We start from the raw sequence: 26,720 nt of genomic DNA, 5'->3' as shown, positions 1-26,720 counted from the left end.
CGCCCCAGCACCAACGGGGAACCGCTGGGACCCCGAGGGAATCACGCCGGCGAGACCGGAACCCTTGATGACCGGGCCGCGAGCGCCGGTGCGGGCTTCCGCAGGTGCGACAGCGGCCGGCCGGTGGGTCGCGGGGGTCCGGCGCTCTCGGTGACCCGGCAGACCACGGCGCTCTCCGACTCGCCCGGTGCCAGGGAGAAGCGGGCGCCCCCGTAGTTGATGCGCTCGTAGCAGGTGATGCGCTTGCCGGGGTTCCTGGCGGAACCGCTGTGCTCCCAGCCGTTCGCCCTCAGATCTGCCACGCTGTGGGTGAAGACCGCGTACCTGCCCTTGCACTTGGGCTGTTCGTAGAGCTGGACCTTCGCCTTGCGGGGCTTGGACGTGCCGGCGGCCTCCTGGGAGGACACGAGGTGGCCCTGCCTCAGCCGCCCGCACGCTTCAGGACGCGGCGGGCGGCTGCCAGCCAGCGGTCCTTGCGGGCCTTCGCCTCGTGCAGGCGGCCGGCGTTCTGCCGGATCAGACGCTGCTGGACCCGGGTCTCGGCCGCTGCCCACACCGTCACCAGCTTCGCGGACTTCTGGCAGGCCACGTCGGCGCGGGCGGTGGCGCGTTCGGCCGGTGTGGGCCCGGTCGTCTCCCAGCGCTCGCTGCCGGCGGCGGCGTAGGGGTCCGGGTAGTCGTAGCCCGCCTCGGCCATGCAGGTGTGCCATCGGCGCAGGGCGTCGCGTACTTCGGGGGTGCGCCGGGAGGTTTCCAGGGCGGTTCCGGTCAGCTGGTTGAAGGCGTGGTGGTCGGGTGGAGCGGTGTCGCCGACGAGTTGGCGGTCGGTGGCCGCGAGGCAGCCGCCCTTGCCGGAGGGGCCGTAGGCCGCGCGCCGCACGTCGGCCGGGAGCGCCTCGCGCTCGTCCCAGGCACGGCTGCGCCGGACCACCGACGGCGGTTCGGGGCGCGGGTGATATGCGTAGCGGAGGGCCTCCACCTCGTCGGCTCCGTACCGTCGGAGGTTCGGCGGCTCGGTGTCCTGGGCGTCCACCAGGGGCAGGGTCTTCCACTCCATGCCCCGGTCCTTCATGCACCGGCGCATGAGGATGTCCTGGGCGTCTTCCACGAGGTGGGTCTCGGCCACCGTCGACGCATAGGCGTCCAGGGGGAGTCGGAGCAGTCCGGCCTGCCGGGACACCGGCAGGGAGTGCGGGGCGCGCGGGGGTTCGTGCTCGGCGGCTGTGCAGGCGGTGGTGGCCAGGAGCAGAAGAGCGAGCGCGGTGGTGGTGCGGGCGGGGAAGGGCGGCATGGTGGCCTCTCGTCGTGCAGAGCGCGGGGCGCGTGGGGGGCAGGGCGGCGGGGTGCGGCGCCCCCCGTTCGCCGCACCCCGCCCGTCAGCGGTGCCTTGCCGATGCAGCCCGCTGTCAGCAGCGGAACTTGACGGAGCTCGTCGCGTCGCTCATGTGGGGGTGGTCGCCGAAGTGGGGCTCCCGCTCGCCCTTGGCCAGGGAGAAGCGGGCGCCCTCGTAGTTCTTGTGCTGGTAGAACGTGACCGTGCACGTGCCGAGGTTCCTGGCGGAGCTGATGGTGTCGTTCCAGCCGTCCTTCTTCAGGTTCCGCATGTTCTCGGTGAAGGTCGTGTTCCGGTTCCTGTACTCGGCGTCCTGGTAGACCTTGACCTTCCGCTTGGCGGCGGCCTGCTGGGCGACCGGAGCGTGATCGTCGGCGAAGGCCGGCAGCACGGCACCGAGCGAGAGTGCGGTCGCGGCGGCACCCGCGGCGACGATGTGACGGATACGCATGAGGTGTTCCCCTCGGGTCGGCTCCCACGTGAACTCCGTGAGAGGAGTGCGGTGTTGGCCGGTTTCTTGTGTCTCGTGCTCGACCGGCACTTCGTACGCTAAGAGCTCCCGTGCGCTGGAGGTTCAAGTAGCTGTGAGAGAGGTCACATGGACCATTGGGCAGTTGGCGGCCCGCACCGGGCTGCCGGTGAAGACGGTCCGGTATTACTCCGACGTGGGCCTGCTGCCCGTCGCTGAGCGAAGCGCCGGGGGTCACCGCCGATACCGGCCGGAGGCGTTGGAACAACTGCACCTCGTCCAGCGGCTGCGCGCGCTGGACACCCCGATCTCCACCCTCGCCCAGCTGGCCTCCGGCGAACGCAGCCTCGGCGACCTCATCGCCGACGAGATGGGTCTGGTGCGGAGCCGATTAACCGAACTCCACTGGCGCCAGGCCACCCTGGAGGCACTGGACAACTGCTCCGCACAGGAGCGGCTCCGCCGCCTGGAAGTGTTGTCCCGGGTCCAGCGTCTGCCCGAAGCCCAGGACCGGCTCGCAGAGGCATGGGGGCGGACGATTCCCGCATCCGTGACGGCGCGCCTCGCCGATGCCATCACCGCACAGGCCGTTCCGGAACCTCCGCCGAACCCCACCGCGGAAGTGGTCCTGGCCTACGCCGAACTGCACACACTCACCAGGCACCCGGACTTCCCCGTCTACTGGGCCTGCCCCCACGTGCGCGACAAGGCGTCGCTGTACTCGGAACTCCTCGACACCTCCGAGCTCGCCGCCGGCACCGTCGCCGACGGCCTGCCACCCCAGCCCGGAGAGGCCCTGGACCACTTCTCCCGGGCCTGCGCCCGCTCCCGCGGCGAGGACGACACACCCGGATTCCGCGCCTTCATAGGCGCGCAGCTGCACAGCACCATTCCCCTCTTCCGCCGCTACTGGCAACACGTCGCCACGATCACGGCCGCGCAGCGTCCCAACCTGGGGATCACACACTGCTGGTTGGTCGAGGCCCTCGCTTCGCGGCAAGAAGCCGAACCGGCGCGATAACGCCGTCCCGCCGGCGGGCCCCGAGAGGTGGGGGCACGACTCCGGCGGGTGCGCGGGGCAGCGCCGCCACCGATGCGGTCTTCGTGCGGCGCGGGCCGGACAGGTCGGGCCCGGCCGAGGCCCCCGGAGTCCGGTTCGGTCGCACCGCCCCAGGAGCCCCAGGAGCGCCGCCGCATCTCCTTCTGACCCACTTCCTCGCAGGTCAGAAAGAGCGCGGCGGCACTCGCGTGTCAGATGTCCCGGAAGATCTCAATCTGCGCCCCCAGCGAGTTGAGGCGTTCGGCCAGGTCCTCGTAGCCGCGGTTGATGACGTAGACGTTGCGGAGGACGGAGGTGCCCTCGGCGGCCATCATGGCGAGGAGGACGACGACGGCGGGGCGGAGGGCCGGGGGGCACATCATTTCCGAGGAGCGCCAGCGCGTCGGGCCGTCGACCAGGACCCGGTGCGGGTCGAGGAGTTTGACCTGGGCGCCGAGGCGGTTGAGGTCCGTGAGGTAGATGGCGCGGTTGTCGTAGACCCAGTCGTGGATGAGGGTCTGGCCCTGGGCGCTGGCGGCGATGGCCGCGAAGAAGGGGACGTTGTCGATGTTGAGGCCCGGGAAGGGCATCGGGTGGATCTTGTCCAGGGGGGCCTGGAGCTTGGAGGGGCGGACCGTCAGATCGATCAGCCGGGTACGGCCGTTGTCGGCGGCGTACTCCGCGCTGCGCTCGTGGTCCAGGCCCATCTCCTCCAGGACGGCCAGTTCGATCTCCAGGAACTCGACCGGGACCCGGCGGATGGTCAGCTCCGACTCGGTGACAACGGCCGCCGCCAGCAGGCTCATTGCCTCGACGGGGTCCTCGGACGGTGCGAAGTCCACATCGCGTTCGATGCGGGCGGCGCCGTGGACGGTGAGGGTGGTGGTGCCGATGCCGTCGACACGGACGCCCAGCTCCTCCAGGAAGAAGCAGAGGTCCTGGACCATGTAGTTGGACGAGGCGTTGCGGATGACGGTGACGCCGTCGTGCCGGGCGGCGGCCAGCAGCGCGTTCTCCGTGACGGTGTCGCCGCGTTCGGTCAGCACGATGGCGCGCTTGGGGGCGACAGTGCGGTCCACCTCGGCGATGTAGGTGCCGTCGGTCGCGGTGATCTCCAGGCCGAAGTGGCGCAGTGCCGTCATGTGGGGCGTGACGGTGCGGGTGCCGAGGTCGCAACCGCCCGCGTACGGCAGCTTGAAGTGGTCCATGCGGTGCAGCAGCGGGCCGAGGAACATGATGACGCTGCGGGTGCGGCGGGCGGCCTCGGTGTCCATCGAGTCGAGGTCGAGTTCCGCGGGCGGGACGATCTCCAGGTCGTTCCCGTCGTTGATCCACCGGGTCCGCACGCCGATGCTGCCCAGCACTTCGAGGATGCGGTAGACCTCTTCAATGCGGGCCACCCGGCGCAGAGTTGTGCGGCCCGCGTTCAGCAGCGTGGCGCACAGCAGCGCAACACAGGCGTTCTTGCTCGTCTTCACGTCGATGCTGCCGGACAGCCGGCGTCCGCCGACCACCCGCAGGTGCATCGGGCCGGCGTAGCCGAGCGAGACGATTTCGCTGTCGAGCGCCTCGCCGATACGAGCGATCATCTCAAGGCTGATGTTCTGATTCCCGCGTTCGATGCGGTTGACCGCGCTCTGGCTGGTGCCGAGAGCTTCGGCGAGCTGCGTCTGTGTCCAGCCACGGTGCTGCCGGGCGTCACGGATGAGCCTGCCGATGCGTACGAGGTAGTCGTCTGCCATGAGGTGACCGTATCTCAGATATGAGATGGATGCGCAATTGTGGCGTGCCGAGTTGTTCTAGTACTATCCGAACAACTGAGAGGTAGTCATGAAGAGTGCAGAGCGTTCGGCTTCCCCCTCGACCGGCTCTCGGCGGACCTGGTTCGCCGTCCTCCCCTTCGTTGTCGTGATCGTGGTGCTCGGCGGCCTCTACGCCGTGGTGGCCGGGCGGCTGCCCGATCCGCTCGCCACCCACTTCACCGGCGACCGCGCCGACGGCTTCTCCTCGGCGCCCGGCTTCGTCGCCGGATGCCTCGCCGTGCTCCTCGTCCTCGGCGTCGGGGCCGGCCTGTCCGTCCGGCTGCGTGAGCACACCCCCGAAGTGCCCTGGCTGATCGCCGGCTCCTGCGCCACCGCCGCCGGGCTCGGCTACGTCATGTGCCTGACACGGCTCGCCAACGTCGACGTCCCCGACCCCGCCGCCGTCCGGCAGCCGCTGTGGCAGACGGCCGTGAGCCTCGGCGCGGCGCTGCTCGCCGGCGTGCTGGGGCGGCTGCTCGCCGGGGCGGCGCCCGCGGCGCCACGGCGGGCGCGCGGCGCCACGCCCCGGCTGGACCTCCCCGACGGTGCGACCGCCGGCTGGTCGCGCACCATCAGCTCGCCCCCGCTGGTCGTGCTCGGGGTGGCGATGCTCGGCGCCGGCGTCGTCCTGGGCGTCCTCGCCGGATGGCTCGGCGGTGCGGGGCTGCTGCTCGGGGGTGTCGCGGTCCTTCCGCTGGCCTCCGTCCGGGTCACCGTGGACCGGCACGGGCTGGCCCTGTCGCCGGCGCTGCTGCCCTATCGTGTCCGTCTCCGCCGTATCCCGCTGGACCGCATCGTGGAGGCCGGTAGCCGCCGGATCGCCTGCCTCGCCGAGTTCGGCGGCTGGGGCTACCGCATCCGGGCCGGCGGCAGCGGCCTCGTCCTGCGCTCGGGCGAGGGCATCGTGGTGCGGCTGACCAATGGCAGGGAGTTCGTGGTGACGGTCGACGATGCCGCGACCGCCGTGGCCCTGCTCAATACGTACACGGACCGCGCACGGGCGCGGCAAGGAGGCTGAGGTGCTCTTCCGGGTGGACCCCGGCTCGTCCGTCCCGCTCGGTGACCAGATCGCGGCCTCGGTCCGCGGCGCCATCGCCGACGGCACGGTCGACGCCGGGGAGCGGCTGCCGGCCGCCCGCGCGCTCGCCGCCTCGCTCGGCGTGAACGTCCATACGGTGCTGCGCGGCTATCAGCGCCTCAAGGAGGAGGGGCTGATCGAACTCCGGCGCGGCCGGGGCGCGGTGGTCACCGGCGCCGCGTCCCCGGCCCGCGCCCGCCTCGGCGAGGCCGCCCAGCGGCTGATCGCCGAGGCCCGCAACCTGGGACTCTCCGACGAGGAGATCGTGACGGTGGTGCGTACGGGGCTGGCGGGACGGTAGGCGCGGCGGCCCTGCCCCGCCCGCCCGGCGTCAGTCGTCGAGGATCGTCAGGTCCAGCCGGCTCAGCCGTGCCAGGTCGGCGAGGATGTTGATCTCGACGATCTTTCCGTGCGCGACCGTGAAGCCCATGACGGAGAACGGCCGGCCGCCCCGCGCCGTGACGAGCCCCGGCGCGCCGTTGACCAGGGCCGGTCGGGCGAAGGCCGCGAAGCGCGAGAAGGTGAGCGCCTGCTCGACGACCGCGCGCGCTCCCCGGACCAGCTTCGAGACGCCTTCGGGCGCGTCGCCCGCGTCGGCGCGCAGGACGACGTCCGGGTCGAGGACCGCGAGCAGCGCCTCGAAGTCGCCGCCGCGCGAGGCGGCGAGGAAGGCGTCGACCACTTCCCGCTGACGGGCGAGGTCGGTGTCGGCGGCCGGGGCGGTGCCCTGGACGCGGCGCCGGGCGCGGCTGGCGAGTTGCCGGGCGGCGGCGGGGGTGCGGTCGACGAGGGGTGCGATCTCGTCGAAGGGCACCGCGAACATGTCGTGCAGGACGAAGGCCAGCCGCTCGGCGGGGGCGAGGGTCTCCAGCACGACCAGCAGCGCGAGCCCGACGGAGTCGGCCAGCAGCGCCTCCTGCTCCGGCCCGGCGGCGTCCGCGGGGCTCACGATCGGCTCGGGGACATGGACGCCGAGCGGGTCCTCGCGCCGCGCCTTGCGCATCCGCAGCTGGTCCAGGCACACCCGCCCGACGATCGTGGTCAGCCAGCCGCCCAGGTTCTCCACGCCGTCCGTGCCGGACCGGCTCAGCCGCAGCCACGCCTCCTGGACGGCGTCGTCGGCCTCGCTCACCGAGCCGAGCATGCGGTAGGCCACGGCCCGCAGGTGGCCCCGGTTCTCCTCGAACCGCTCCGCCAGCCATTCGTGGTCGTCGTTCATGGTGCTCGTTCCTCCCCCGTCGGGTTCCGTCACCGACATGACGGATGCCGGGGGACGAATGTGACACGAGCCGGGCGGCGGGGCGGGCGGGATGCGGCGCGAGCGGGATGTGGCCGCGGGCGGGAGGTGGCACGGGCCGGGCCGTGGGCGACACGAGGCGCGGGTGGTGCGAGCCGGATGGGGCACGAGAGGAAGGCTCGGCGGTGACGTTGCGGCCTGCCGTTTTGTCCCGGCCGGGCGGGCGATGCGTGAGCGGGGACACAGGTCGGGGCATGACCAGGCCGCGACGATGTACTAGAGTTATCTCGACATCGAGATATCTGCCGAGAGGCGTACCGCCGCCGCGCCAGTAAGGCGTGCCTAACTTAGGCATACCTTAGCGGACGGGGCAAGAAGCTGTGACGGCAGCATGGCGGTGGTACGCGCGAATTTCATGCATGAAGGAGACTGTCGTGTCGGCGAACAGCTTCGACGCCCGCAGCACGCTGCAGGTGGGCGACGAGTCGTACGAGATCTTCCGGCTGGACAAGGTCGAAGGCGCCGCGCGTCTTCCCTACAGCCTGAAGGTGCTGCTGGAGAACCTGCTCCGCACCGAGGACGGCGCGAACATCACCGCCGACCACATCCGGGCGCTCGGCGGCTGGGACTCCCAGGCCCAGCCCAGCCAGGAGATCCAGTTCACGCCGGCCCGCGTGATCATGCAGGACTTCACCGGCGTGCCCTGTGTCGTGGACCTCGCCACCATGCGTGAGGCCGTCAAGGAGCTGGGCGGTGACCCGGCGAAGATCAACCCGCTGGCGCCGGCCGAGCTGGTCATCGACCACTCCGTCATCGCCGACAAGTTCGGCACCAAGGACGCCTTCGGCCAGAACGTCGAGCTGGAGTACGGCCGCAACAAGGAGCGCTACCAGTTCCTGCGCTGGGGCCAGACCGCCTTCGACGAGTTCAAGGTCGTCCCGCCCGGCACCGGCATCGTCCACCAGGTGAACATCGAGCACCTGGCGCGCACGGTCATGGTCCGGGGCGGCCAGGCGTACCCCGACACCCTCGTCGGCACCGACTCGCACACCACCATGGTCAACGGCCTCGGTGTCCTGGGCTGGGGCGTCGGCGGCATCGAGGCCGAGGCCGCGATGCTCGGCCAGCCGGTCTCCATGCTCATCCCGCGCGTCGTCGGCTTCAAGCTGACCGGTGAGCTCAAGCCCGGCACCACCGCCACCGACCTGGTGCTGACCATCACCGAGATGCTGCGCAAGCACGGCGTCGTCGGCAAGTTCGTCGAGTTCTACGGCGAGGGCGTCGCCGCCACCTCGCTGGCCAACCGCGCCACCATCGGCAACATGTCGCCGGAGTTCGGCTCCACCGCCGCGATCTTCCCGATCGACGACGAGACCCTGAAGTACCTGCGCCTGACCGGCCGCGACGAGCAGCAGGTCGCGCTCGTCGAGGCGTACGCCAAGGAGCAGGGCCTCTGGCTCGACCCGGCCGCCGAGCCCGACTTCTCCGAGAAGCTGGAGCTGGACCTGGCGACGGTCGTCCCGTCGATCGCCGGCCCGAAGCGTCCGCAGGACCGCATCGTCCTGGCCAACGCCGCCGAGAAGTTCGCGCAGGACGTGCGCAACTACGTCGAGGACGACGACGAGGCGGGCAAGGAGTCCTTCCCGGCCTCCGACGCCCCGGCCTCCAGCAACGGTGTACCGACCCGTCCCACCACGGTCACCGCCCCCGACGGCTCGACCTACGAGATCGACCACGGTGCGGTGACGGTCGCGGCCATCACCTCCTGCACCAACACCTCGAACCCGTACGTCATGGTCGCCGCCGCGCTGGTCGCGAAGAAGGCCGTGGAGAAGGGCCTGACCCGCAAGCCGTGGGTCAAGACCACCCTCGCCCCGGGCTCCAAGGTCGTCACCGACTACTTCGACAAGGCGGGCCTGACCCCGTACCTCGACAAGGTCGGCTTCAACCTCGTCGGCTACGGCTGCACCACCTGCATCGGCAACTCCGGCCCGCTGCCGGAGGAGGTCTCCAAGGCCGTCAACGACCACGACCTGGCCGTCACCTCGGTGCTCTCCGGCAACCGCAACTTCGAGGGCCGGATCAACCCCGACGTCAAGATGAACTACCTGGCGTCCCCGCCGCTGGTCGTCGCGTACGCCCTCGCGGGTTCCATGAAGGTGAACATCACCCAGGACGCGCTGGGCACCGACACCGAGGGCAACCCGGTCTTCCTGAAGGACATCTGGCCGACCGAGGCCGAGGTCAACGACGTCGTGGCCAACGCCATCGGCGAGGACATGTTCAACAAGTCCTACCAGGACGTCTTCGCGGGCGACGCCCAGTGGCAGGCGCTGTCGATCCCCACCGGCAACACCTTCGAGTGGGACCCGCAGTCCACCTACGTGCGCAAGCCCCCGTACTTCGAGGGCATGACGATGGAGACCACCCCGGTCTCGGACATCTCCGGCGCCCGGGTGCTGGCGAAGCTGGGCGACTCGGTCACCACCGACCACATCTCCCCGGCCGGTGCGATCAAGGCCGACACCCCGGCCGGCCAGTACCTCACCGAGCACGGCGTCGAGCGTCGTGACTTCAACTCCTACGGCTCGCGCCGTGGTAACCACGAGGTCATGATCCGCGGCACCTTCGCCAACATCCGCCTGCGCAACCAGATCGCGCCGGGCACCGAGGGCGGCTACACCCGCGACTTCACCCAGGACGGCGCGCCGGTCTCGTTCATCTACGACGCCTCGCAGAACTACCAGGCGGCCGGCACCCCGCTGGTCATCCTGGCCGGCAAGGAGTACGGCTCCGGCTCGTCCCGCGACTGGGCCGCCAAGGGCACCGCGCTGCTCGGCGTCAAGGCCGTCGTCGCCGAGTCCTACGAGCGCATCCACCGCTCGAACCTCATCGGCATGGGCGTCCTTCCGCTGCAGTTCCCGGAGGGCGCGTCCGCCGAGTCCCTCGGCCTGACCGGCGAGGAGACCTTCTCGATCACCGGCGTGACCGAGCTGAACGACGGCACCACCCCGCGCACCGTCAAGGTCACCACGGACAGCGGCGTCGAGTTCGACGCGGTCGTCCGCATCGACACCCCCGGCGAGGCGGACTACTACCGCAACGGCGGCATCATGCAGTACGTGCTGCGCTCGCTGATCCGCAAGTAGGTCCACCCGCGGCACCAGGACGGGCCGTACTCCCTCGGGCGAGGGGGTACGGCCCGTCCGTGCGTCGGCTTCCGGCCACGGGCCGGGTCTACGGCGACCCGAGCAGCTCGATCTCGGCGAGGGTGCCCGCGCCGTCGGGGACCAGCCGGTAGTGCGCATAGCTCCCGGGCCGGCCGACGGCGAAGACGCGGGTCTGGCGGTCCCAGGCGAAGGACTCGCCCGCGCGGTGGTCCAGCCGCGTCCACCGCTCTCCGTCCGGGGAGCCCTCCAGGGTCCAGCCGCCGGGTGCCGCGGCACGGTCCGACGAGGTGAGGGTGTACGACGTGACCCGGGCCGGCCGGGCCAGGTCCACCGGGGCGCCGGTCAGCTGGGCCGCCGTGTCCGAGGTGTTGTCGAAGAGCGGACCGCCGCCGGCGCCGGTCACGTCCCCGGGCGGCGCGGGCACCTTGTCGTCCCGGGTGATCGACGTCGGGGCGGCGTCCGCTGCGGTGCCCCAGGCGGACGGGCGGTCGCCCATGGTGAAGTCCAGGGTGCCGCCGCGGGCGAGGAGCCGGTGCGGCAGGGCGGTGGAGGTCCAGGCCCTGCCGTTCACCCGGAGGCCCTGGACGTAGACGTTGCGGGCGTTGTTGCGCGGTGCCCTGAGGGTGAGGTCCCGGCCGTTCTCCAGGTGGACGGTGGCCTTGGTGAACAGCGGGGAGCCCACCGCGTATTCGCCCTGGCCCATCACCAGCGGATAGAAGCCGAGCGAGCTGAAGACGTACCAGGCCGACATCTCGCCGTTGTCCTCGTCGCCCGGATACCCCTGGCCGATCTCGCTGCCGAGGTAGAGCCGGGCCATCGCCTCGCGGACCTTCTCCTGAGTCTTCCAGGGCCGCCCGGCCGCGTCGTACAGATATCCGATGTGGTGCGAGGGCTGATTGCTGTGCCCGTACATGCCCATACGGGTGTCGCGCGCCTCGGTCATCTCGTGGATCACGTCGCCGTACGAGCCGGCGAATTCCTTCGAAGCGGTCTCCGGGGTGGCGAAATAGGCATCCAGCTTCTTGGCCAGGCCCGCGCGGCCGCCGTAGAGGTTGGCCAGGCCCCGGGTGTCCTGCGGTGCGGTGAAGGCGGCGGTCCAGGCGTTGGTCTCGGTGTAGTCGTTGCCCCAGACCCGCGGGTCGAACCTGTCCGGCGGCAGCCGCCAGTGGCCCTGGGCGTCCTTGCCCTGGAAGAAGCCCACCTTGTCGTCGAAGAGGCGGACGTAGTTCCGGGCGCGGCCCAGGAAATAGGCGGACTCTTCCTTGTAGCGGGGCTTTTTGGTCTTCTCGTACAGTGCCTGGCCCATACGGGCGATGCCGAAGTCGTTGAGGTAGCCCTCCAGCGCCCAGGACATGCCCTCGCGGGTGTCGGTGCTCGTATAGCCGAGGAACGGCGCGGTGTTCATGCCCTTCCGGCCGACGCCGGGGTTCGGCGGGGCGACGGTGGCGTTCTTGACGGCCGCGGCGTAGGCGGCTTCGGCGTCGAATTTCACCCCCTTGGCGTAGGCGTCGGCGAAGGCCACATCGGAACTGGTACCGGTCATCAGGTCCGCATAGCCCGGCGACGACCAGCGGGAGATCCAGCCGCCGTCCTTGAACTGCTGGACGAAACCGTCGACCATCCTCCCGGCCCGCTTCGGGGTGAGCAGGGAGTAGGCGGGCCAGGTGGTCCGGTAGGTGTCCCAGAAGCCGTTGTTGACGTAGACCTCACCGTCGACGATCTTCGAGCCGGTGCGGGTCGGGGTGTCCTGGCCGGTCTGCGGCGAGAAGGGGGAGGCGTAGCGGCTGCGCGAACCGACCTTCTCGAAGCCGGAGTTGGGGTAGAGGTAGAGGCGGTAGAGGCTGGAGTAGAGGGTGGTGAGCTGATCACGGCTCGCGCCCTGGACCTCGATCCTGCCCAGGAGATCGTCCCACTGCGCCTGCGCCCGGTCCCTGACCCCGGCGAAGGACGCGTCGGCCGGGATCTCCCGGTTCAGATTCGCCCTGGCCTGGTCCACGCTGATCAGGGAGGTGGCGATCCGCATGGTCACGGTGCGGTCCGCCCCGGGCTTGAAGCGGAGGTAGCCGGTGACGTCCTTGCCCCCGGTGCAAGCACCGGCTCCACTGGAGCGGCTGACGCCGCACCCCCCGTTGGGGAGCCTGCCGCCGCCGGTGACCGGGGCGTCGAAGACGCCGTAGACGAAGAGCCGGGTGGCGCCGACGGACAGGCCGCTCCTGACGTCCGAGAAGCCGGTGACGACGCCGCGCTCGGTGTCCAGGCTCAGCCCGCCCTTGTTGTTGACGTTGTCGAAGATCAGGCTCGCCTGGTCGCCGGGGAAGGTGAAGCGCATCAGCGCGGCGTGGTCGGTCGGGGTGATCTCCGTCTTGAGGCCGTTGTCGAAGGTCACGCCGTAGTAGTGCGGCTTCGCGGTCTCGCGGGAGTGGTGGAACGGCAGCGCACGGCCGGTGCGGGAGGCGTCCGGGGTGCCGGCCGCGGCGGACGGCATGACCTGGAAGGTCTGCCGGTCTCCCATCCACGGGCTCGGTTCATGGCTGGCGCTGAACGCCTGGAGGGTGGGCAGGTTGTCGGCGTTGTTCTTGCGCGCGTACTCGTAGAGCCAGTCGGCGGAGCCCGCGTTGGTGACCGGCGTCCAGAAGTTGAACCCGTTGGGGACCGCGGTGGCGGGAAAGGTGTTGCCGCGCGAGAAGCTGCCGCTGGAGAGGGTTCCGCGGGTGGTGACGGCGTAGTCGGAGAGGTGGGCGAGCGGCTTCTCCGGGGCCTTGGGGGCGAGGACGAGGTCGTCGACCCAGCCGCGGAAGGCCGGCGCGGTGCGCGGAGCCCGGGGCGCGTCGTAGGCGACCAGGATCCGGTCGACGGTCTTTCCGGCGGCGACCGCGCCGATCCGCGACTCCCGGTGGTTCCACTGATTGGCGTAGAGCGTCTTGGCCGCGGCCTGGCCCTGCGGTGTCAGCGGCGCGCCGTACTGGTCGACGGCGGACAGCTCGCTGAGGTAGGTGCCGTCGGTGAAGGCCAGGTCCACGGCGGCGTGGGTCGCCGGATAGTCCGGATCGCTCTTCGCCATCTCGGGGAAGAGCTTGTACGAGAGCGAAGTGGCCGCCGTGACGGGGACGTTGACATCGAAGATCTTGTTGTACGCGTAGCCGCGGCCGTCGGCGGTGTGGGTGCCGGAGTAGCGCAGCGCACGGGTGCCGCTGAAGCCGGCGTGCGCCTTGGCGGTGGGGGAGGCGTCGGGGCCGGTGTCGGTGGCGGTGTTCATGCCGGGGGCCGCGGGAGCGGTCCGCGGCTCGACGCCGGAGGCCCGGGGTTTCCCGTCGGGGCCGGTGTCGACGCTGTCGGTCCAGTCCGGCTGCGGGTCGCCGGCCTCGAAGGACGAGCGGAACTCCGCTGCCTCCCGGGGCTTTCGGGGCGCGGCCTGGGCCGCCCCCGCCGGACCGGGCACGGTGATGACGAGCAGAGCGGCCGCCGCGAGGGCGGCGGGGCGGGCGATCCCCCGCAGTGGACGGTGCCGGTGTCTGAGCCGCACGCGAGCCCTCTCAACGAGATTGACATCGTTGTCAGTTACATGACGCCGAGATAAACAGAGATAAGTAAGGTGCGTGGGGACTTTGGTGTCAAGGGTGCGGCTGAGATCGGTGGGCGCCGTGTCGCGGGGTCGTCCGGCTGGGGGAGGGCCGGGCAATCCCGTGCATACCGGGGAGGTCTCAACTAGGGAAAGACTCCCGGCCAACCCTGCATTCGATCTTGCCCCTGCGGCCGGAAGTGGACTATACCTGTCGGCGTCCGACCGGCCGTACGACCATGGCCGCGGATCCGGGGGGAAGGCGGGAACGGATGACTGCCCCGCATTTCTCTAGCGCGCCCGGTGCACATCCCGTACAACTCAGCTTCATCTGACCCGCGGTGCCGGGGTGGCTCCGGTACACCGCCTGAGTCCTGAAGAAGGCGAGGACTTGAGCATGGGATCCACCTCGGAATTCAACCGTCGCGATCTGGTCAAGCGGGCCGCGGCCCTGGGAATCATCGCCGTACCGGCCATGGGCGTGCTGTCGGCGTGTGCCGGCGGCGGCAGTGGCGACGGCGACAACAAGGTCGAAAAAGGCAAGAAGTCGGCCAAGAACCCGCTCGCGGTCAATGAGTCGGCCGGCCTCGACGTGGTCATCTTCGACGGCGGATTCGGCGACAAGTACGCCAAGGACGCGCAGGGCGAATACCTCAAGTCCTTCCCGAAGGCCGACGGCAAGGTGAAACTCTCGTCGACCCAGAAGATCCAGTCGACGCTGCAGCCGCGCTTCAACGGCGGAAACCCGCCCGACCTGGTCGACAACTCCGGTGCGGAGCAGATGGACTTTGGCACGCTGGTGGCCAAGGACCAGCTGACCGACCTCTCGGCGCTCCTCGACGCCCCCTCCGTCGACGACCCGAACAAGAAGGTGCGCGACACCCTGCGCCCCGGTGTCGTCGAGATGGGGCAGTTCGGCGGCAAGGAAACCTGGATCCTCTACTACGCCTACACCGTCTACGGCGTCTGGTACTCCAAGAGCAATCTGCAGAAGCTGGATGCGGAATACCCGGAGACCTGGGACGACATGCTGGCCCTCTGCGCCAAGGCGAAGAAGAAGGGCGTCGCCGGCTGGACGTACCCGGGGAAGTACCCGTACTACCTCCCCTTCAGCCTGTACCCGTTCATCGCCAAGATCGGTGGCGCGGAGGTCCTGCGGAAGATCGACAATCTGGAGCCGGACGCCTGGAAGGACCCGGCGGTCAAGGCGGCCTTCGACGCCTATTACGAGCTGTACAAGAAGGGCTATGTCCTCAAGGGCTCGCCCGGGCTGGACCACCTGCAGTCGCAGAAGGCGTGGGCCGAGGGCAAGGCGCTGTTCATCCCCAACGGTTCCTGGGTGGAGAACGAGTCGGCCAAGCAGATCGCGAAGAACCCGCACTTCGACCTCGCGGTGGGCGCCCCCTCCAGCCTGTCGGACTCCGACAAGATGCCGTACGGCACCCTCTGGGCCTCCGGCGGCGAGCCGTACATCGTGCCGCGGAAGGCCAGGAACGCCGAGGGCGGGATGGAACTGCTGCGCATCATGCTCAGCAAGAAGTCCTCGCAGAACTTCATCAAGCAGGTCTCCTCGCTCACCTCGCTCAACGGCGGCACCGAGGGGCTGACGCTCCCGCCCGGTCTGGCATCGGCGCAGGTGGCGCTGCAGAAGGCCGGCCAGAACATCGTCAACCCGCGGCTGCAGGACTGGTATGTGGCGCTCCAGAAGGAGCGGATCGGCGTCGGTGCGCTGGGCGAGATGATGGCCGGCCGGATGACGCCGGACGAGGCCATCAAGAAGATCCAGAAGTACGCGGACGACACCCGCGACGACTCCAGCGTCAAGAAGTACAAGCGCTGACCGACGAGTTCGCAGGGGAACCTCCCAGCACGGGCTGGGGCGCGTCACCGGCGGCGGCAGACGCGGGGAGAGAACGGGATCGGTAGTCATGAAACACGGCAAGTACCGTTTCATCGCGGGGTTCTTGGCCCTCCCGCTGGCGATTTACGCGATCTTCGTGATCTCGCCGTTCGTCCAGGCCATCTACTACTCCTTCACGGACTGGACCGGGCTGAGTCCGGACATGAAGATGGTCGGCTTCGACAACTATGCGCGCCTCTTCCGCGACGACGTCTTCTGGTCCGCCGTGGGCAACAGCGTGACGTTGTTGCTGTTGCTGCCGGTGGTGACGCTCTCGCTCGGGCTCTTCTTCGCCTTCATGCTCAACGTCGGTGGCCGCCGCAGGAAGAAGGCGGTCATCGGCGGGGTGCGCGGCTCGGGCGCCTACAAAATCCTCTATTTCTTCCCGCAGGTGCTGTCGGTCCCGATCGTCGCGCTGCTGTTCCAGTTCGCGTACAACCCGGAGAGCGGCGCGCTCAACGCCTTCTTCAAGGCGATCGGGCTCGGCCGGGTGCAGCCGGACTGGCTGGGCGATCCGCAGATCGCGCTGTGGTGCGTCATGGCCGCGATGGTGTGGGCCAATGTGGGCTTCTATGTCGTGCTGTTCTCCGCCGGTATGAGCTCCATTCCGAAGGACTTCTACGAGGCCGCGCTGCTGGACGGCGCGAACCGCCTCAACACGTTCTTCCGGATCACCCTGCCGCTGTTGTGGGACACCGTCCAGACCGGTTGGATCTATATGGGCATCCTCGCCCTGGACGTCTCGGCATTCGCCTTCGTCCAGATCATGAGTGTCGGCCCGGGCGGCCCCGACTATTCGACCGAGGTCCTTCCGCTGTACGTGTACCAGAAGACCTTCCGCGACGGTCAGGCCGGTTACGCGACGGCCATCGGCGTTTCCCTGCTGATCGTGACCCTCGTCTTCTCGGCCGTCGTGCTGCGGCTGGGACGACGCGAGCGACTGGAGTTCTGATGAGTGCGCAGACGGATCCCGCGGACCTCCCCGGTGTGACGAAACAGCAGGGGCCGGCGTCGGGTGCCCCGCGGCTTCCCGGGCAGCGCGGCGGCCGGGACCCCAAGGGCGGCGCCCCGTCCGGCGGCGGGAGCGGTGAGGGCGCGGTCCTCAATGTCTTCTCGCACGGAGTGCTGGTGATCTGGGGCCTCCTGGTCACCATGCCGCTGCTGTGGGCGGTAGTGAGCTCCTTCAAGGACGACACCGAGATCTTCGGCTCGCCCTGGGGGCTGCCCTCGGTCCTGCACTTCGACAACTGGTCACGCGCCTGGGACAAGGCGAACATGGGCCAGTACTTCTTCAACTCGCTGATCGTCGTGGGCGGTTCGCTGATCGGCACCATGCTGCTGGGCGCGATGGCGGCGTATGTGCTGGCCCGCTTCGACTTCCCGGGCAACCGCTTCGTGTACTTCCTGTTCGTGGGCGGGATGGGCTTCCCGGTCATCCTGGCGCTGGTCCCGCTGTTCTTCGTCATGAAGAACATGGCGCTGCTGGACACCTACCACGGCCTGATCCTCGTCTACATCGCCTACTCCCTGCCGTTCACGGTCTTCTTCCTCAGCGGGTTCTTCCGCACGCTGCCCACCTCGGTGGCCGAGGCGGCGCTCATCGACGGCGCCTCGCACACCCGCACCTTCTTCCAGGTGATGCTGCCGATGGCCAAGCCCGGCCTGATCAGCGTCGGCATCTTCAACTTCCTCGGGCAGTGGAACCAGTACCTGCTGCCGACGGTGCTCAACGTCGGGGACCCGGACAAGAAGATGCTGACCCAGGGGCTGGTGGCGCTGGCGGTGAGCCAGGGCTACAAGGGGGACTGGTCGGGCCTGTTCGCGGGTCTGACGATCGCGATGCTGCCGGTGCTCGCCGCGTACATCATCTTCCAGCGGCAGGTGGTGGCCGGGCTGACCGCGGGCGCACTCAAATAGGGGAGCGGTGCCGAGGGCCGGCGGGGGAGCGGTCCCGGGCGCGCGCCGTACGCCGGCGGCGATGCGGGGGGCGGGTACGCGCCGAACCGTGCGTAGCGCCGCGAGCCGCCCCGGGGTGCTTCCGCTGCCGTGGGACCGCCGCGCCGACCGCCCCGAGGGCCGGTCACCGATCATGTGTGGGCTCAACGCCTTGACGAGACTTCCCGGCTGGAGTTCTGCTTAGAGTTCACATGTTGAATCGAGGGCCGTTCCACAAAGGTGTGGGCGCGGCCGGTGGGCGGTCGTCGTGCTCCCCAGTCACCACTGGGAGGCACCCCCGGCCCCAGACGGGAGTGGATGAGTCGATGGAGACTCCGGGGTCGCAGTCCTCGCTGCACCGGGCCAATCTGGAGCGGGTCGTGCGTGCGGTGCGTATGGCGGGCTCACTCACGCAGGCGGAGATCGCCCGGAGCACGGGGCTGTCCGCGGCCACCGTCTCCAACATCGTTCGCGAGTTGAAGGACGGCGGGACCGTCGAGGTGACCCCGACCTCGGCGGGCGGGCGGCGGGCGCGCAGCGTCTCCCTGTCCGGTGACGCCGGCATCGTCGTGGGGGTCGACTTCGGGCACTCCCATCTGCGGGTGGCGGTCGGCAACCTCGCCCACCAGGTGCTCGCCGAGGAGGCCGAGCCGATCGATGTGGACGCCTCCGCGGCCGAGGGCTTCGACCGGGCCGAAGAGCTGGTCAACCGGCTGATCACGGCCAGCGGGCTGGACGCGGGCAAGGTCATCGGCGTCGGCCTGGGCGTACCGGGACCCATCGACGTCGAGTCCGGGACACTGGGCTCGACGGCGATCCTGCCGGGCTGGTCGGGGACCAACCCCGGCGAGGAGCTGTCCGGGCGCCTCGGCGTGCCCGTCCACGTCGACAACGACGCCAACCTCGGCGCGCTGGGCGAGCTGGTCTGGGGCGGCGGCCGGGGCGCCGCCGACCTGGCGTACATCAAGGTCGCCAGCGGTGTCGGGGCCGGCCTGGTGATCAGCGGGCAGATCTACCGGGGGCCGGGCGGCACGGCCGGGGAGATCGGGCACATCACCCTGGACGAGTCCGGCCCGGTGTGCCGCTGCGGCAACCGCGGCTGCCTGGAGACCTTCACCGCGGCCCGCTACGTCCTCCCGCTGCTGCAGCCGAGCCACGGTCCGGATCTGACCATGGCGCGGGTGGTGCAGCTGGCCCGCGAGGGCGATCCGGGCTGCCGGCGGGTCATTGCGGACGTGGGCCGCCATATCGGTAGTGGTGTGGCGAATCTGTGCAATCTGCTCAATCCGAGCCGGGTGGTGCTCGGCGGCGATCTCGCCGAGGCCGGTGAGCTGGTCCTGGCGCCGATCCGCGAATCGGTGTCGCGGTACGCGATCCCCAGTGCGGCACGGCAGTTGGGCGTCGTCCCCGGCACGCTCGGCGGCCGGGCCGAGGTGCTGGGAGCGCTGGCGCTGGTGCTGAGCGAGATGGGCGATTCGACCCTGCTCGACGGAGCGCAGTCCGCGGACGCTCCGGCCCTGGCATGAGATCACTGAGTTCATACAGCTAACGCATGGCACCGTTGTCATCTCGTTAAGGATTTACTCCTTGACGGTCGGCTGGGGGCCGAGTTGACTTCCAGCCACCTCGGCCGCAACGACGCGGCCTCGTCAGGGAGGCAACCCCATGAACGTTTGGACGCGTCGCGTCGTCATAGGCACCGCCGCCGTCTCGATGGCGCTCTCCGTGGCCGCGTGCGGCAAGGCCGGCGACAACGCCAAGGGCGGCGGCGACAACAAGACCATCGGCCTGCTCCTGCCGGAGAACAAGACCACGCGTTACGAGACCTTCGACCGCCCGCTGATGGAGGCGAAGATCCATGCGCTGTGCAGCGACTGCAAGGTCAAGTACAACAACGCGGCGCAGGAGACCGAGACCCAGAAGAAGCAGTTCGACGCGCTGATCACCCAGGGCGTGAAGGTGATCATCCTGGACGCGGTGGACTTCAAGGCCACCAAGTCCTGGGTGAACCAGGCCGCCGCGAAGGGCGTCAAGGTCATCGCCTACGACCGGCTGGCCGAGGGCAAGCTCTCCGCCTACGTGTCCTACGACAACGAGAAGATCGGCCGCCTGCAGGGCCAGGCGCTGGTCAAGGCGCTCGGCGACAAGGCCGAGGACAGCCAGGTCGTCATGATCAACGGTTCGCCGACCGACCCGAACATGCCGTTCTTCAAGAAGGGCGCCCACAGCGTCCTCGACAAGCAGGTCAAGAAGGTCGCGTACGAGCAGGACATCCCGGACTGGTCGACCGACGAGGCCAACAAGAAGATGAACGCGGCCCTCGACTCGCTCGGCAAGGACGGCATCCAGGGCGTCTACTCCGGCAACGACGGCATGGCCGGCGGCATCATCACCGCGCTCAAGCAGAAGGGCGTCAAGGTCCCGGTCGGCGGCCAGGACGCCGAGCTCGCGGGCCTGCAGCGGATCCTCAAGGGCGACCAGGCCTTCACGATCTACAAGCAGATCAAGCCGCAGGCCGACTCCACCGCCGCGATCGCGGTCAAGCTGCTCAAGGGCGAGAAGATCGGTGCCCTGACGGACACCAAGGTCGACAGCCTCAGCGGCGAGGTCAAGGGCATCCCGGCGAAGCTGTACGACGCGCAGATCGTGACCAAGGACAACATCGCCTCCACGATCCTCAAGGACAAGGTCTACAAGGCGAGCCAGATCTGCACCGGCGACGTCAAGAAGGCCTGCGCGGCGGCCGGCATCAAGTAGGCCCCGGCCTCCGCCGCCGGCCCCGGGCCCGTCGGCCACGCCTCCCGGCCACGGCCCACCGGTACACCTCTCCACCCCGGGCCCCGGCCCACCGGCACTCCCCACACCCGGGTCCCCGGCCCCGGGCCCCCGCCGGGCGGGGCCGCGCGGCACTGCGCCCGCGGCCCCTGCCCCGGCCGTACCCCGCCCGGCCTTCGTCCCGTCCCGGGCGCCGCGCCGGACCGTTCCCCGCAAGCCCCCCGCTCCATGCACCACCATCCCCGCCGTTGTGACGGCGGCGAAGGAGATGATTCACGTGTCCGCTACGCCTGTGCTGGCGTTGCGCGGAGTCTCCAAGCGGTTCGGCGCCGTCCAAGCACTCACGGACGTCACCCTGGAGATCCACCCCGGTGAGGTGGTCGCCCTCGTCGGCGACAACGGCGCCGGCAAGTCCACCCTCGTCAAGACCATCTCGGGCGTCCACCCGGTCGACGACGGCGCCATCGAATGGGAGGGCACGGCGGTCCGCATCACCAAGCCGCACGATGCCCAGGAACTCGGCGTCGCCACCGTCTACCAGGACCTCGCGCTCTGCGACAACCTCGATGTCGTCGCCAACCTCTACCTCGGCAACGAGATCCGCACCGCGGGCGTCCTCGACGAGATCGCGATGGAGAAGCGCGCCAAGGAGCTGCTGGACACGCTGTCCATCCGCATCCCGAGCGTCCGCATCCCCGTCGCCGCGCTCTCCGGCGGACAGCGGCAGGTCGTCGCCATCGCCCGCGCGCTGATCGGCGACCCCAAGGTCGTCATCCTCGACGAGCCCACCGCCGCCCTCGGCGTCGAGCAGACCGCCCAGGTCCTCGACCTCGTCGAGCGGCTGCGCGAGCGCGAGCTCGGCGTCATCCTCATCAGCCACAACATGGCCGATGTGCAGGCCGTCGCGGACCGGGTCGCGGTGCTGCGCCTGGGCCGCAACAACGGTGTCTTCGATGTCGAGGGCACCTCCCACGAAGAGATCATCGCCGCCATCACCGGCGCCTCGGACAACGCCGTGACCCGCCGCAAGGCGCGTACGGACCAGGTGAAGAAGGAGGCCGGCGCATGAGTGATCTCACCAAGCAGCCCGCCGCGGGCCAGGACGAGGCGGCCGCGGCGGCCCCGGCCGCCGACACCCCCCAGCCGGCCGCCGTCGACCCGCGTCTGCTCGTCCGCGAACAGGGCTTCGCCGGCTATCTCAACGACTTCAAGCGCCGGGTGCGCGGCGGTGAGCTGGGCTCGCTGCCGGTCGTCATCGGCCTGATCGTCATCGCGGTCGTCTTCCAGCTCAAGAACAGCAGCTTCCTGTCCGCCGACAGCCTCGCGAACATCGGTGTCTACACCTCCGGTCTCGGCATCATGGCCGTCGGCATCGTCTTCGTGCTGCTGCTCGGCGAGATCGACCTGTCCGTCGGCTCGGTGGCGGGCGTCGGCGCGGCCGTATGGGCCGTGCTCAGCGTCACCCACGGCGTCAACGACTGGCTCGCCGTCCTGATCGCCCTCGTGGCCGGTGTGGCCATCGGTGCCCTGCACGGGTTCTTTTTCGCCAAGATCGGAGTGCCGGCCTTCGTCGTCACACTGGCCGGATTTCTCGGTTGGAGCGGCCTGCAGATCTGGATGATGGGCCAGGAAGGCTCCATCAACACGCCGAGCGGCAGCGTGGTGGAGAACCTCACCGGCTATTACTTCGAGGACAAGGCCGCGGCCTACGGTCTCGCGCTGATCGCGGTCCTCGCCTACGCCGGATCGCTGCTGCTCGACAGCAAGCGCCGCAAGGCCGCCGCGCTGCCCTCCCGGCCGCTCAGCGAGATCCTGCTGCGCACCGGCGTGGTCGCGGTGCTGGCCTTCGCCGTCGCCTACGTCCTGAACGAGCCCGCCGGCGCCCGCGGTCTGCCGCTGGCCCTGGTGCTGTTCCTCGCGGTCCTGGTCATCGCCGACTTCGTGGTGCGCCGTACCCCCTACGGGCGGCAGATCTTCGCGGTCGGCGGCAACGCCGAGGCGGCGCGCCGGGCCGGCATCAACGTGAACCGGATCCGGATCAGCGTCTTCGCCATCTCGGGCATGCTCGCGGCCTTCGGCGGCCTGTTCATCGCCAGCCTCTCCGGTGGCGCCACCAAGAACCTGGGCTCCGGCAACACCCTGATGAACGTCATCGCGGCGGCCGTCATCGGCGGCACCAGCCTCTTCGGCGGCCGCGGCAAGATCTGGTCCGCGCTGCTGGGCATGCTGGTCATCCAGTCGATCCAGCAGGGCCTGAACCTGCTCGGCATGGCGAGCGAGATCCAGTACATGATCACCGGCGCGGTGCTGCTCGCCGCCGTGGTGATCGACTCGGTCTCCCGCCGCACGCAGAAAACGGCCGGACGCACCTGATCGCGCCCCTGTTCCGACGGCACCGGCCCCCACCGGGCATCATCCGGTGGGGGCCGGTGCGCGTGCGGCGGCGCCCCGCGGGCGGCGCGCCGGATCCGGTTTCACCCGAGTGACATACATCGCAAGGCCCGGGCGTCGGCGCGGCGGGCGCGACATTAGACTCATCTGATCGGCAAGCTCGATCCACGGCAGCAAGCAGCAAGGAGGCAGGGGTGCAGGAGGTGCCGCGCAAAGCGCGTCCGGCCGGGGTGGCGGCAGGCGACGGGAGGGCGTTGCTCTCCCGGATCAGGGGACCGCGCGATCTGGACCGACTGAGCCCGGAGCAGCTCGAGCAGCTGGCGGGGGAGATCCGTACCTTCCTTGTCGACGAGGTGTCCAAGACCGGCGGACACCTCGGGCCGAACCTCGGCGTGGTCGAACTGACCATCGCCCTGCACCGTGTCTTCGACTCCCCGAAGGACAAGGTGCTGTTCGACACCGGGCACCAGTCCTACGTCCACAAGCTGCTCACCGGCCGTCAGGACTTCTCCAAGCTCAAGGCGAAGGGCGGCCTGTCCGGCTACCCGTCCCGCGCCGAGTCCGAGCACGACGTCATCGAGAACAGCCACGCCTCCACGGTCCTGGGCTGGGCCGAGGGCATCGCCAAGGCCAATGAGGTGCTCGGGTCGGACGACCGGGTCGCCGCGGTCATCGGTGACGGCGCGCTGACCGGCGGCATGGCCTGGGAGGCGCTCAACAACATCGCCGCGGCCAAGGACCGCCCGCTCGTCATCATCGTCAACGACAACGAGCGCTCCTACGCCCCGACCATCGGCGGCCTCGCCAACCACCTGGCGACGCTGCGCACCACGGACGGCTACGAGCGTTTCCTGGCCCGCGGCAAGGACCTGCTGGAGCGCACGCCCGTCGTCGGCAAGCCGCTCTACGAGACCCTGCACGGCGCCAAGAAGGGCCTGAAGGACTTCATCGCCCCGCAGGGCATGTTCGAGGACCTGGGCCTGAAGTACGTCGGCCCGATCGACGGCCATGACATCGAGGCGCTGGAGTCCGCCCTGACGCGCGCCAAGCGCTTCGGCGGCCCGGTCATCGTGCACTGCCTCACCGAGAAGGGCCGCGGCTACCAGCCCGCCCTCCAGGACGAGGCGGACCGCTTCCACGCCGTCGGCAAGATCCACCCCGACACCGGTCTGCCCATCTCCTCGGGCGGCAAGGACTGGACCTCCGTCTTCGGCGACGAGATGGTCGAGCTCGGCAAGGAGCGCCAGGACATCGTGGCCATCACGGCGGCCATGCTCCAGCCCGTCGGCCTGGACAAGTTCGCCAAGGCCTTCCCCGACCGGGTCTACGACGTCGGCATCGCCGAGCAGCACGGTGCGGTCTCCGCGGCCGGCATGGCCACCGGCGGCCTGCACCCGGTCTTCGCCGTCTACGCCACCTTCCTCAACCGCGCCTTCGACCAGGTGCTGATGGACGTGGCGCTGCACAAGTGCGGTGTCACCTTCGTGCTGGACCGGGCCGGTGTCACCGGCACCGACGGCGCCTCCCACAACGGCATGTGGGACATGTCGATCCTGCAGGTCGTGCCCGGTCTGCGGATCGCCGCGCCGCGCGACGCCGACCAGGTACGCGCCCAGCTGCGCGAGGCCGTCGAGGTCGACGACGCGCCGACCGTCGTGCGGTACTCCAAGGGCGCGGTCGGCCCGGCCGTCGAGGCCCTCGACCGGGTGGGCGGCATGGACGTGCTGCGCAGGCCCGACGAGGCCGTCAAGCACCCGGACGTCCTGCTGGTCTCCGTGGGTGCGCTCGCCCCGATGTGCCTGGAGATCGCCGACCTCCTGGACAAGCAGGGCATCTCCACCACCGTCGTCGACCCGCGCTGGGTCAAGCCGGTCGACGCGGCGCTGCCGGGCCTCGCCGCCAAGCACCGGGTCGTGGTGACCGTCGAGGACAACGTCCGTTCCGGCGGCGTCGGTTCGGCCGTGGCGCAGGCCCTGCGGGACGCCGGCGTGGACCTGCCGCTGCGCGACTTCGGCATCCCCGAGCGGTTCCTCGACCACGCCTCCCGCAAGGAGATCATGACGGAGATCGGGCTCACCGCACCGGACATCGCCCGTCAGGTGACCGGCCTGGTGTCCAAGATCGACGGCCTGCCGCAGTCCCGGCTCCGCTCCGAGCCCGCCGGCACCAACGGCGTGGCCGAGCGGGCGGAGGCCGCCCGCGACTGATCCCGCGGACGCCCGCTCGATGGGCCGGCCGGTCATCCGTACGGATGTTCCGCCCGGCCCATCGGCATGTTCACGGCCGCACTCCATCGGGTGAATCCCGGCCGTCCGGAGGCCCGCCGAAGCTGACTGTTTCCTGACATTGCGGAGACTCGGTCAGTTCAGGAGAGTTGCGAGGGTCGTCCAGGCGGAGGTTCGCCCATGAGCACACAGCACGGCACACCACACGATGCGCGCCGCAATCGCGGCATGTTCCGGACGAAGACTGTGGAGCAGTCGATCCTGGACACCGAGGAGCCGGAGCATTCGCTCAAAAAGTCCCTGTCGGCGCTCGATCTGACCGTCTTCGGGGTCGGTGTCGTCATCGGCACCGGCATTTTCGTCCTCACCGGAAAAATCGCCAAGGAGCAGGCCGGGCCGGCCGTGGCGCTGTCGTTCGTCGTCGCGGGCGTGGTCTGTGCGCTGGCGGCGCTGTGTTACGCGGAATTCGCCTCCACCGTGCCGGTCGCCGGCTCGGCCTACACCTTCTCGTACGCCTCACTCGGCGAGCTGCCGGCCTGGATCATCGGCTGGGACCTGATCCTGGAACTCGCCCTGGGCTGTGCGGTGGTCGCCGTCGGCTGGTCCGGCTATGTCCGCTCCCTCCTGGACAGCGCCGGACTGCATCTGCCGGCGGGGCTCTCCGGCACCCATGAGGGGCACTTCGGCTTCGACCTGCTCGCCACCCTCCTCGTCCTGGCACTGACCGGCATCCTGGTGCTCGGGATGAAGCTGTCCTCGCGGGTGACTGCGCTGGTCGTCGCGGTCAAGGTCACCGTCGTCCTGCTGGTCATCGTCGCCGGGGCGTTCCTCATCAGCGGCGCCAACTACACGCCCTTCATCCCGCCCAGCAAGTCCAGCGAGGCCGGCGGCGGGCTGGCCGCGCCGCTGTCGCAGCTGCTGTTCGGCTTCGAGCCGTCCAACTTCGGGACCATGGGCATCTTCGCCGCCGCGGCCGTGGTCTTCTTCGCCTTCATCGGCTTCGACATCGTGGCCACCGCGGCGGAGGAGACCCGCAACCCGCAGCGCGACGTGCCCCGCGGCATCCTCGGCTCGCTGGCCATCTGCACGGTGCTCTATGTGGCCGTCTCGGTCGTCGTCACCGGCATGGAGAAGTACAGCAAGCTCTCCACCGACGCTCCGCTCGCCGATGCCTTCAAGGACCTCGGGCACCCCTTCTTCGCCGGCGTGATCAGCTTCGGCGCCGCCGTCGGCCTGACCTCGGTCAGCATGATCCTGCTGCTCGGCCAGAGCCGGGTGTTCTTCGCGATGAGCCGCGACGGCCTGCTGCCGCGGGCCTTCTCCCGCTCCCACCCCCGCTTCGGCACCCCCTACCGCTCCACCCTCGCGCTGGGCGGCGTCGTCGCCGTCGTCTCCGGCTTCACCTCGATCGACGAACTCGCCGAACTGGTCAACATCGGCACGCTCTTCGCGTTCGTCGTGGTCGCCATCGGTGTCGTCCTGCTCCGCCGCTCCCGGCCCGACCTGCCCCGTTCCTTCCGTACGCCGTGGGTGCCGGTGGTGCCGATGCTGTCGGTGATCGCCTCGGTGTGGCTGATGCTCAACCTGCCCGCGGAGACCTGGGTCCGGTTCGCGATCTGGATGGTCGTCGGGTTCGGCGTCTACTTCCTGTACGGGCGCTCGCACAGCCGCCTCGGCCTGCGCAACCGGCAGGGCGGCGGCAAGGACTGAGACCGGCGCGCACCTCCGATCCCGCCCGGTCCGATCCCCGCCCGGCGCCGGACAGCCCCGTACGCCGCTCGCCGCGGAGTACGGGGCTCGTCCTTGC

General features: G+C 69.9%; 19 protein-coding genes. 13 read left to right on the top strand and 6 right to left on the bottom strand.

Annotated elements, in window-relative coordinates:
• Positions 1 to 41: 41 nt before the first annotated feature.
• The 3 genes from AB0411_RS03510 to AB0411_RS03500 all read right to left on the bottom strand — a co-directional run bounded on the left by AB0411_RS03510 (position 42) and on the right by AB0411_RS03500 (position 1,784).
• Complete coding sequence (locus AB0411_RS03510; RefSeq protein WP_366415502.1) at positions 42 to 407, bottom strand: beta/gamma crystallin-related protein; 366 nt, start codon at positions 405 to 407, stop codon at positions 42 to 44.
• A gap of 14 nt (positions 408 to 421) precedes the next feature.
• The gene (locus AB0411_RS03505; protein WP_366415501.1) at positions 422 to 1,291 is read right to left on the bottom strand and encodes a hypothetical protein; all 870 of its coding nucleotides are present in this window, start codon (positions 1,289 to 1,291) and stop codon (positions 422 to 424) included.
• Between the two features lie 115 nt (positions 1,292 to 1,406).
• Positions 1,407 to 1,784 (bottom strand): peptidase inhibitor family I36 protein, encoded by a 378-nt coding sequence (locus AB0411_RS03500; RefSeq protein WP_366415500.1) that lies wholly within the window; start codon positions 1,782 to 1,784, stop codon positions 1,407 to 1,409.
• A 133-nt stretch (positions 1,785 to 1,917) separates the two neighbouring features.
• On the opposite strand from AB0411_RS03500, the gene AB0411_RS03495 reads away from it, so the two are divergent.
• Complete coding sequence (locus AB0411_RS03495) at positions 1,918 to 2,823, top strand: MerR family transcriptional regulator (RefSeq protein WP_366415499.1); 906 nt, start codon at positions 1,918 to 1,920, stop codon at positions 2,821 to 2,823.
• A gap of 230 nt (positions 2,824 to 3,053) precedes the next feature.
• Here AB0411_RS03495 and AB0411_RS03490 read toward each other — a convergent pair whose 3' ends face one another.
• Complete coding sequence (locus AB0411_RS03490; protein ID WP_366415498.1) at positions 3,054 to 4,583, bottom strand: helix-turn-helix domain-containing protein; 1,530 nt, start codon at positions 4,581 to 4,583, stop codon at positions 3,054 to 3,056.
• An 88-nt stretch (positions 4,584 to 4,671) separates the two neighbouring features.
• Between AB0411_RS03490 and AB0411_RS03485 the strand changes: the two genes are divergently transcribed.
• Entirely contained in the window at positions 4,672 to 5,661 is a 990-nt protein-coding gene (locus AB0411_RS03485) for a DUF1648 domain-containing protein (protein WP_366415497.1), read from the top strand.
• A 1-nt stretch (position 5,662) separates the two neighbouring features.
• Positions 5,663 to 6,022 (top strand): GntR family transcriptional regulator, encoded by a 360-nt coding sequence (locus AB0411_RS03480; protein WP_366415496.1) that lies wholly within the window; start codon positions 5,663 to 5,665, stop codon positions 6,020 to 6,022.
• 30 nt (positions 6,023 to 6,052) lie between these two features.
• Here the strand turns inward: AB0411_RS03480 and sigJ are convergent, their stop codons facing one another.
• Positions 6,053 to 6,940: an RNA polymerase sigma factor SigJ gene (sigJ, locus tag AB0411_RS03475; protein WP_366415495.1), complete on the bottom strand. Its 888-nt coding sequence runs from the start codon at positions 6,938 to 6,940 to the stop codon at positions 6,053 to 6,055.
• 452 nt (positions 6,941 to 7,392) lie between these two features.
• Between sigJ and acnA the strand changes: the two genes are divergently transcribed.
• Complete coding sequence (gene acnA, locus AB0411_RS03470) at positions 7,393 to 10,107, top strand: aconitate hydratase AcnA (RefSeq protein ID WP_366415494.1); 2,715 nt, start codon at positions 7,393 to 7,395, stop codon at positions 10,105 to 10,107.
• 88 nt (positions 10,108 to 10,195) lie between these two features.
• Here the strand turns inward: acnA and AB0411_RS03465 are convergent, their stop codons facing one another.
• Positions 10,196 to 13,651, bottom strand: a complete 3,456-nt coding sequence (locus tag AB0411_RS03465) for a GH92 family glycosyl hydrolase (RefSeq protein WP_366415492.1) — start codon at positions 13,649 to 13,651, stop codon at positions 10,196 to 10,198.
• Positions 13,652 to 14,084: 433 nt separating this feature from the next.
• Here AB0411_RS03465 and ngcE point away from each other — a divergent pair, with 433 nt between their 5' ends.
• From ngcE to AB0411_RS03420, 9 genes are all read left to right on the top strand, one after another.
• Complete coding sequence (gene ngcE / locus AB0411_RS03460) at positions 14,085 to 15,527, top strand: N-acetylglucosamine/diacetylchitobiose ABC transporter substrate-binding protein (protein ID WP_366415491.1); 1,443 nt, start codon at positions 14,085 to 14,087, stop codon at positions 15,525 to 15,527.
• An 88-nt stretch (positions 15,528 to 15,615) separates the two neighbouring features.
• Positions 15,616 to 16,539 carry a carbohydrate ABC transporter permease gene (locus AB0411_RS03455; RefSeq protein ID WP_366415490.1) on the top strand — a complete coding sequence of 308 codons (924 nt, stop codon included), beginning with the start codon at positions 15,616 to 15,618 and terminating at the stop codon, positions 16,537 to 16,539.
• The gene (locus AB0411_RS03450; protein WP_366415489.1) at positions 16,539 to 17,504 is read left to right on the top strand and encodes a carbohydrate ABC transporter permease; all 966 of its coding nucleotides are present in this window, start codon (positions 16,539 to 16,541) and stop codon (positions 17,502 to 17,504) included. The genes AB0411_RS03455 and AB0411_RS03450 overlap by 1 nt, the downstream gene beginning before the upstream one ends.
• Before the next feature lie 344 nt (positions 17,505 to 17,848).
• Positions 17,849 to 19,048, top strand: coding sequence for an ROK family transcriptional regulator (locus tag AB0411_RS03445; RefSeq protein ID WP_366415488.1), 1,200 nt, complete (start codon positions 17,849 to 17,851; stop codon positions 19,046 to 19,048).
• A gap of 139 nt (positions 19,049 to 19,187) precedes the next feature.
• A complete protein-coding gene (locus AB0411_RS03440) occupies positions 19,188 to 20,279 on the top strand; it encodes a sugar ABC transporter substrate-binding protein (protein WP_366415487.1) in 1,092 nt (363 codons plus the stop codon).
• Between the two features lie 286 nt (positions 20,280 to 20,565).
• Positions 20,566 to 21,366, top strand: a complete 801-nt coding sequence (locus AB0411_RS03435) for an ATP-binding cassette domain-containing protein (protein WP_311624587.1) — start codon at positions 20,566 to 20,568, stop codon at positions 21,364 to 21,366.
• A complete protein-coding gene (locus AB0411_RS03430) occupies positions 21,363 to 22,670 on the top strand; it encodes a sugar ABC transporter permease (RefSeq protein WP_366415486.1) in 1,308 nt (435 codons plus the stop codon). Before AB0411_RS03435 ends, AB0411_RS03430 begins: the two co-directional genes overlap by 4 nt.
• Positions 22,671 to 22,882: 212 nt before the next feature.
• Complete coding sequence (gene dxs, locus AB0411_RS03425) at positions 22,883 to 24,895, top strand: 1-deoxy-D-xylulose-5-phosphate synthase (protein WP_366415485.1); 2,013 nt, start codon at positions 22,883 to 22,885, stop codon at positions 24,893 to 24,895.
• Positions 24,896 to 25,093: 198 nt separating this feature from the next.
• Positions 25,094 to 26,623, top strand: coding sequence for an amino acid permease (locus tag AB0411_RS03420; protein WP_366415484.1), 1,530 nt, complete (start codon positions 25,094 to 25,096; stop codon positions 26,621 to 26,623).
• Positions 26,624 to 26,720: the final 97 nt, after the last annotated feature.

Origin of the sequence: Streptomyces angustmyceticus, from assembly GCF_040701845.1 — a bacterium.
Taxonomy (GTDB): domain Bacteria; phylum Actinomycetota; class Actinomycetes; order Streptomycetales; family Streptomycetaceae; genus Streptomyces; species Streptomyces angustmyceticus_A.
This window is presented reverse-complemented; position numbering and strand designations above follow the sequence as displayed.

Excerpts from the sequence above, each read along its gene's own strand:
- AB0411_RS03505 (WP_366415501.1), bottom strand. The coding sequence starts at position 1,291 with ATGCCGCCCTTCCCCGCCCGCACCACCACCGCGCTCGCTCTTCTGCTC.
- AB0411_RS03500 (WP_366415500.1), bottom strand. The coding sequence starts at position 1,784 with ATGCGTATCCGTCACATCGTCGCCGCGGGTGCCGCCGCGACCGCACTC.
- AB0411_RS03490 (WP_366415498.1), bottom strand. The coding sequence starts at position 4,583 with ATGGCAGACGACTACCTCGTACGCATCGGCAGGCTCATCCGTGACGCC.
- AB0411_RS03485 (WP_366415497.1), top strand. The coding sequence starts at position 4,672 with ATGAAGAGTGCAGAGCGTTCGGCTTCCCCCTCGACCGGCTCTCGGCGG.
- sigJ (WP_366415495.1), bottom strand. The coding sequence starts at position 6,940 with ATGAACGACGACCACGAATGGCTGGCGGAGCGGTTCGAGGAGAACCGG.
- ngcE (WP_366415491.1), top strand. The coding sequence starts at position 14,085 with ATGGGATCCACCTCGGAATTCAACCGTCGCGATCTGGTCAAGCGGGCC.
- AB0411_RS03455 (WP_366415490.1), top strand. The coding sequence starts at position 15,616 with ATGAAACACGGCAAGTACCGTTTCATCGCGGGGTTCTTGGCCCTCCCG.
- AB0411_RS03450 (WP_366415489.1), top strand. The coding sequence starts at position 16,539 with ATGAGTGCGCAGACGGATCCCGCGGACCTCCCCGGTGTGACGAAACAG.
- AB0411_RS03445 (WP_366415488.1), top strand. The coding sequence starts at position 17,849 with ATGGAGACTCCGGGGTCGCAGTCCTCGCTGCACCGGGCCAATCTGGAG.
- AB0411_RS03440 (WP_366415487.1), top strand. The coding sequence starts at position 19,188 with ATGAACGTTTGGACGCGTCGCGTCGTCATAGGCACCGCCGCCGTCTCG.
- AB0411_RS03435 (WP_311624587.1), top strand. The coding sequence starts at position 20,566 with ATGATTCACGTGTCCGCTACGCCTGTGCTGGCGTTGCGCGGAGTCTCC.
- AB0411_RS03430 (WP_366415486.1), top strand. The coding sequence starts at position 21,363 with ATGAGTGATCTCACCAAGCAGCCCGCCGCGGGCCAGGACGAGGCGGCC.
- AB0411_RS03420 (WP_366415484.1), top strand. The coding sequence starts at position 25,094 with ATGAGCACACAGCACGGCACACCACACGATGCGCGCCGCAATCGCGGC.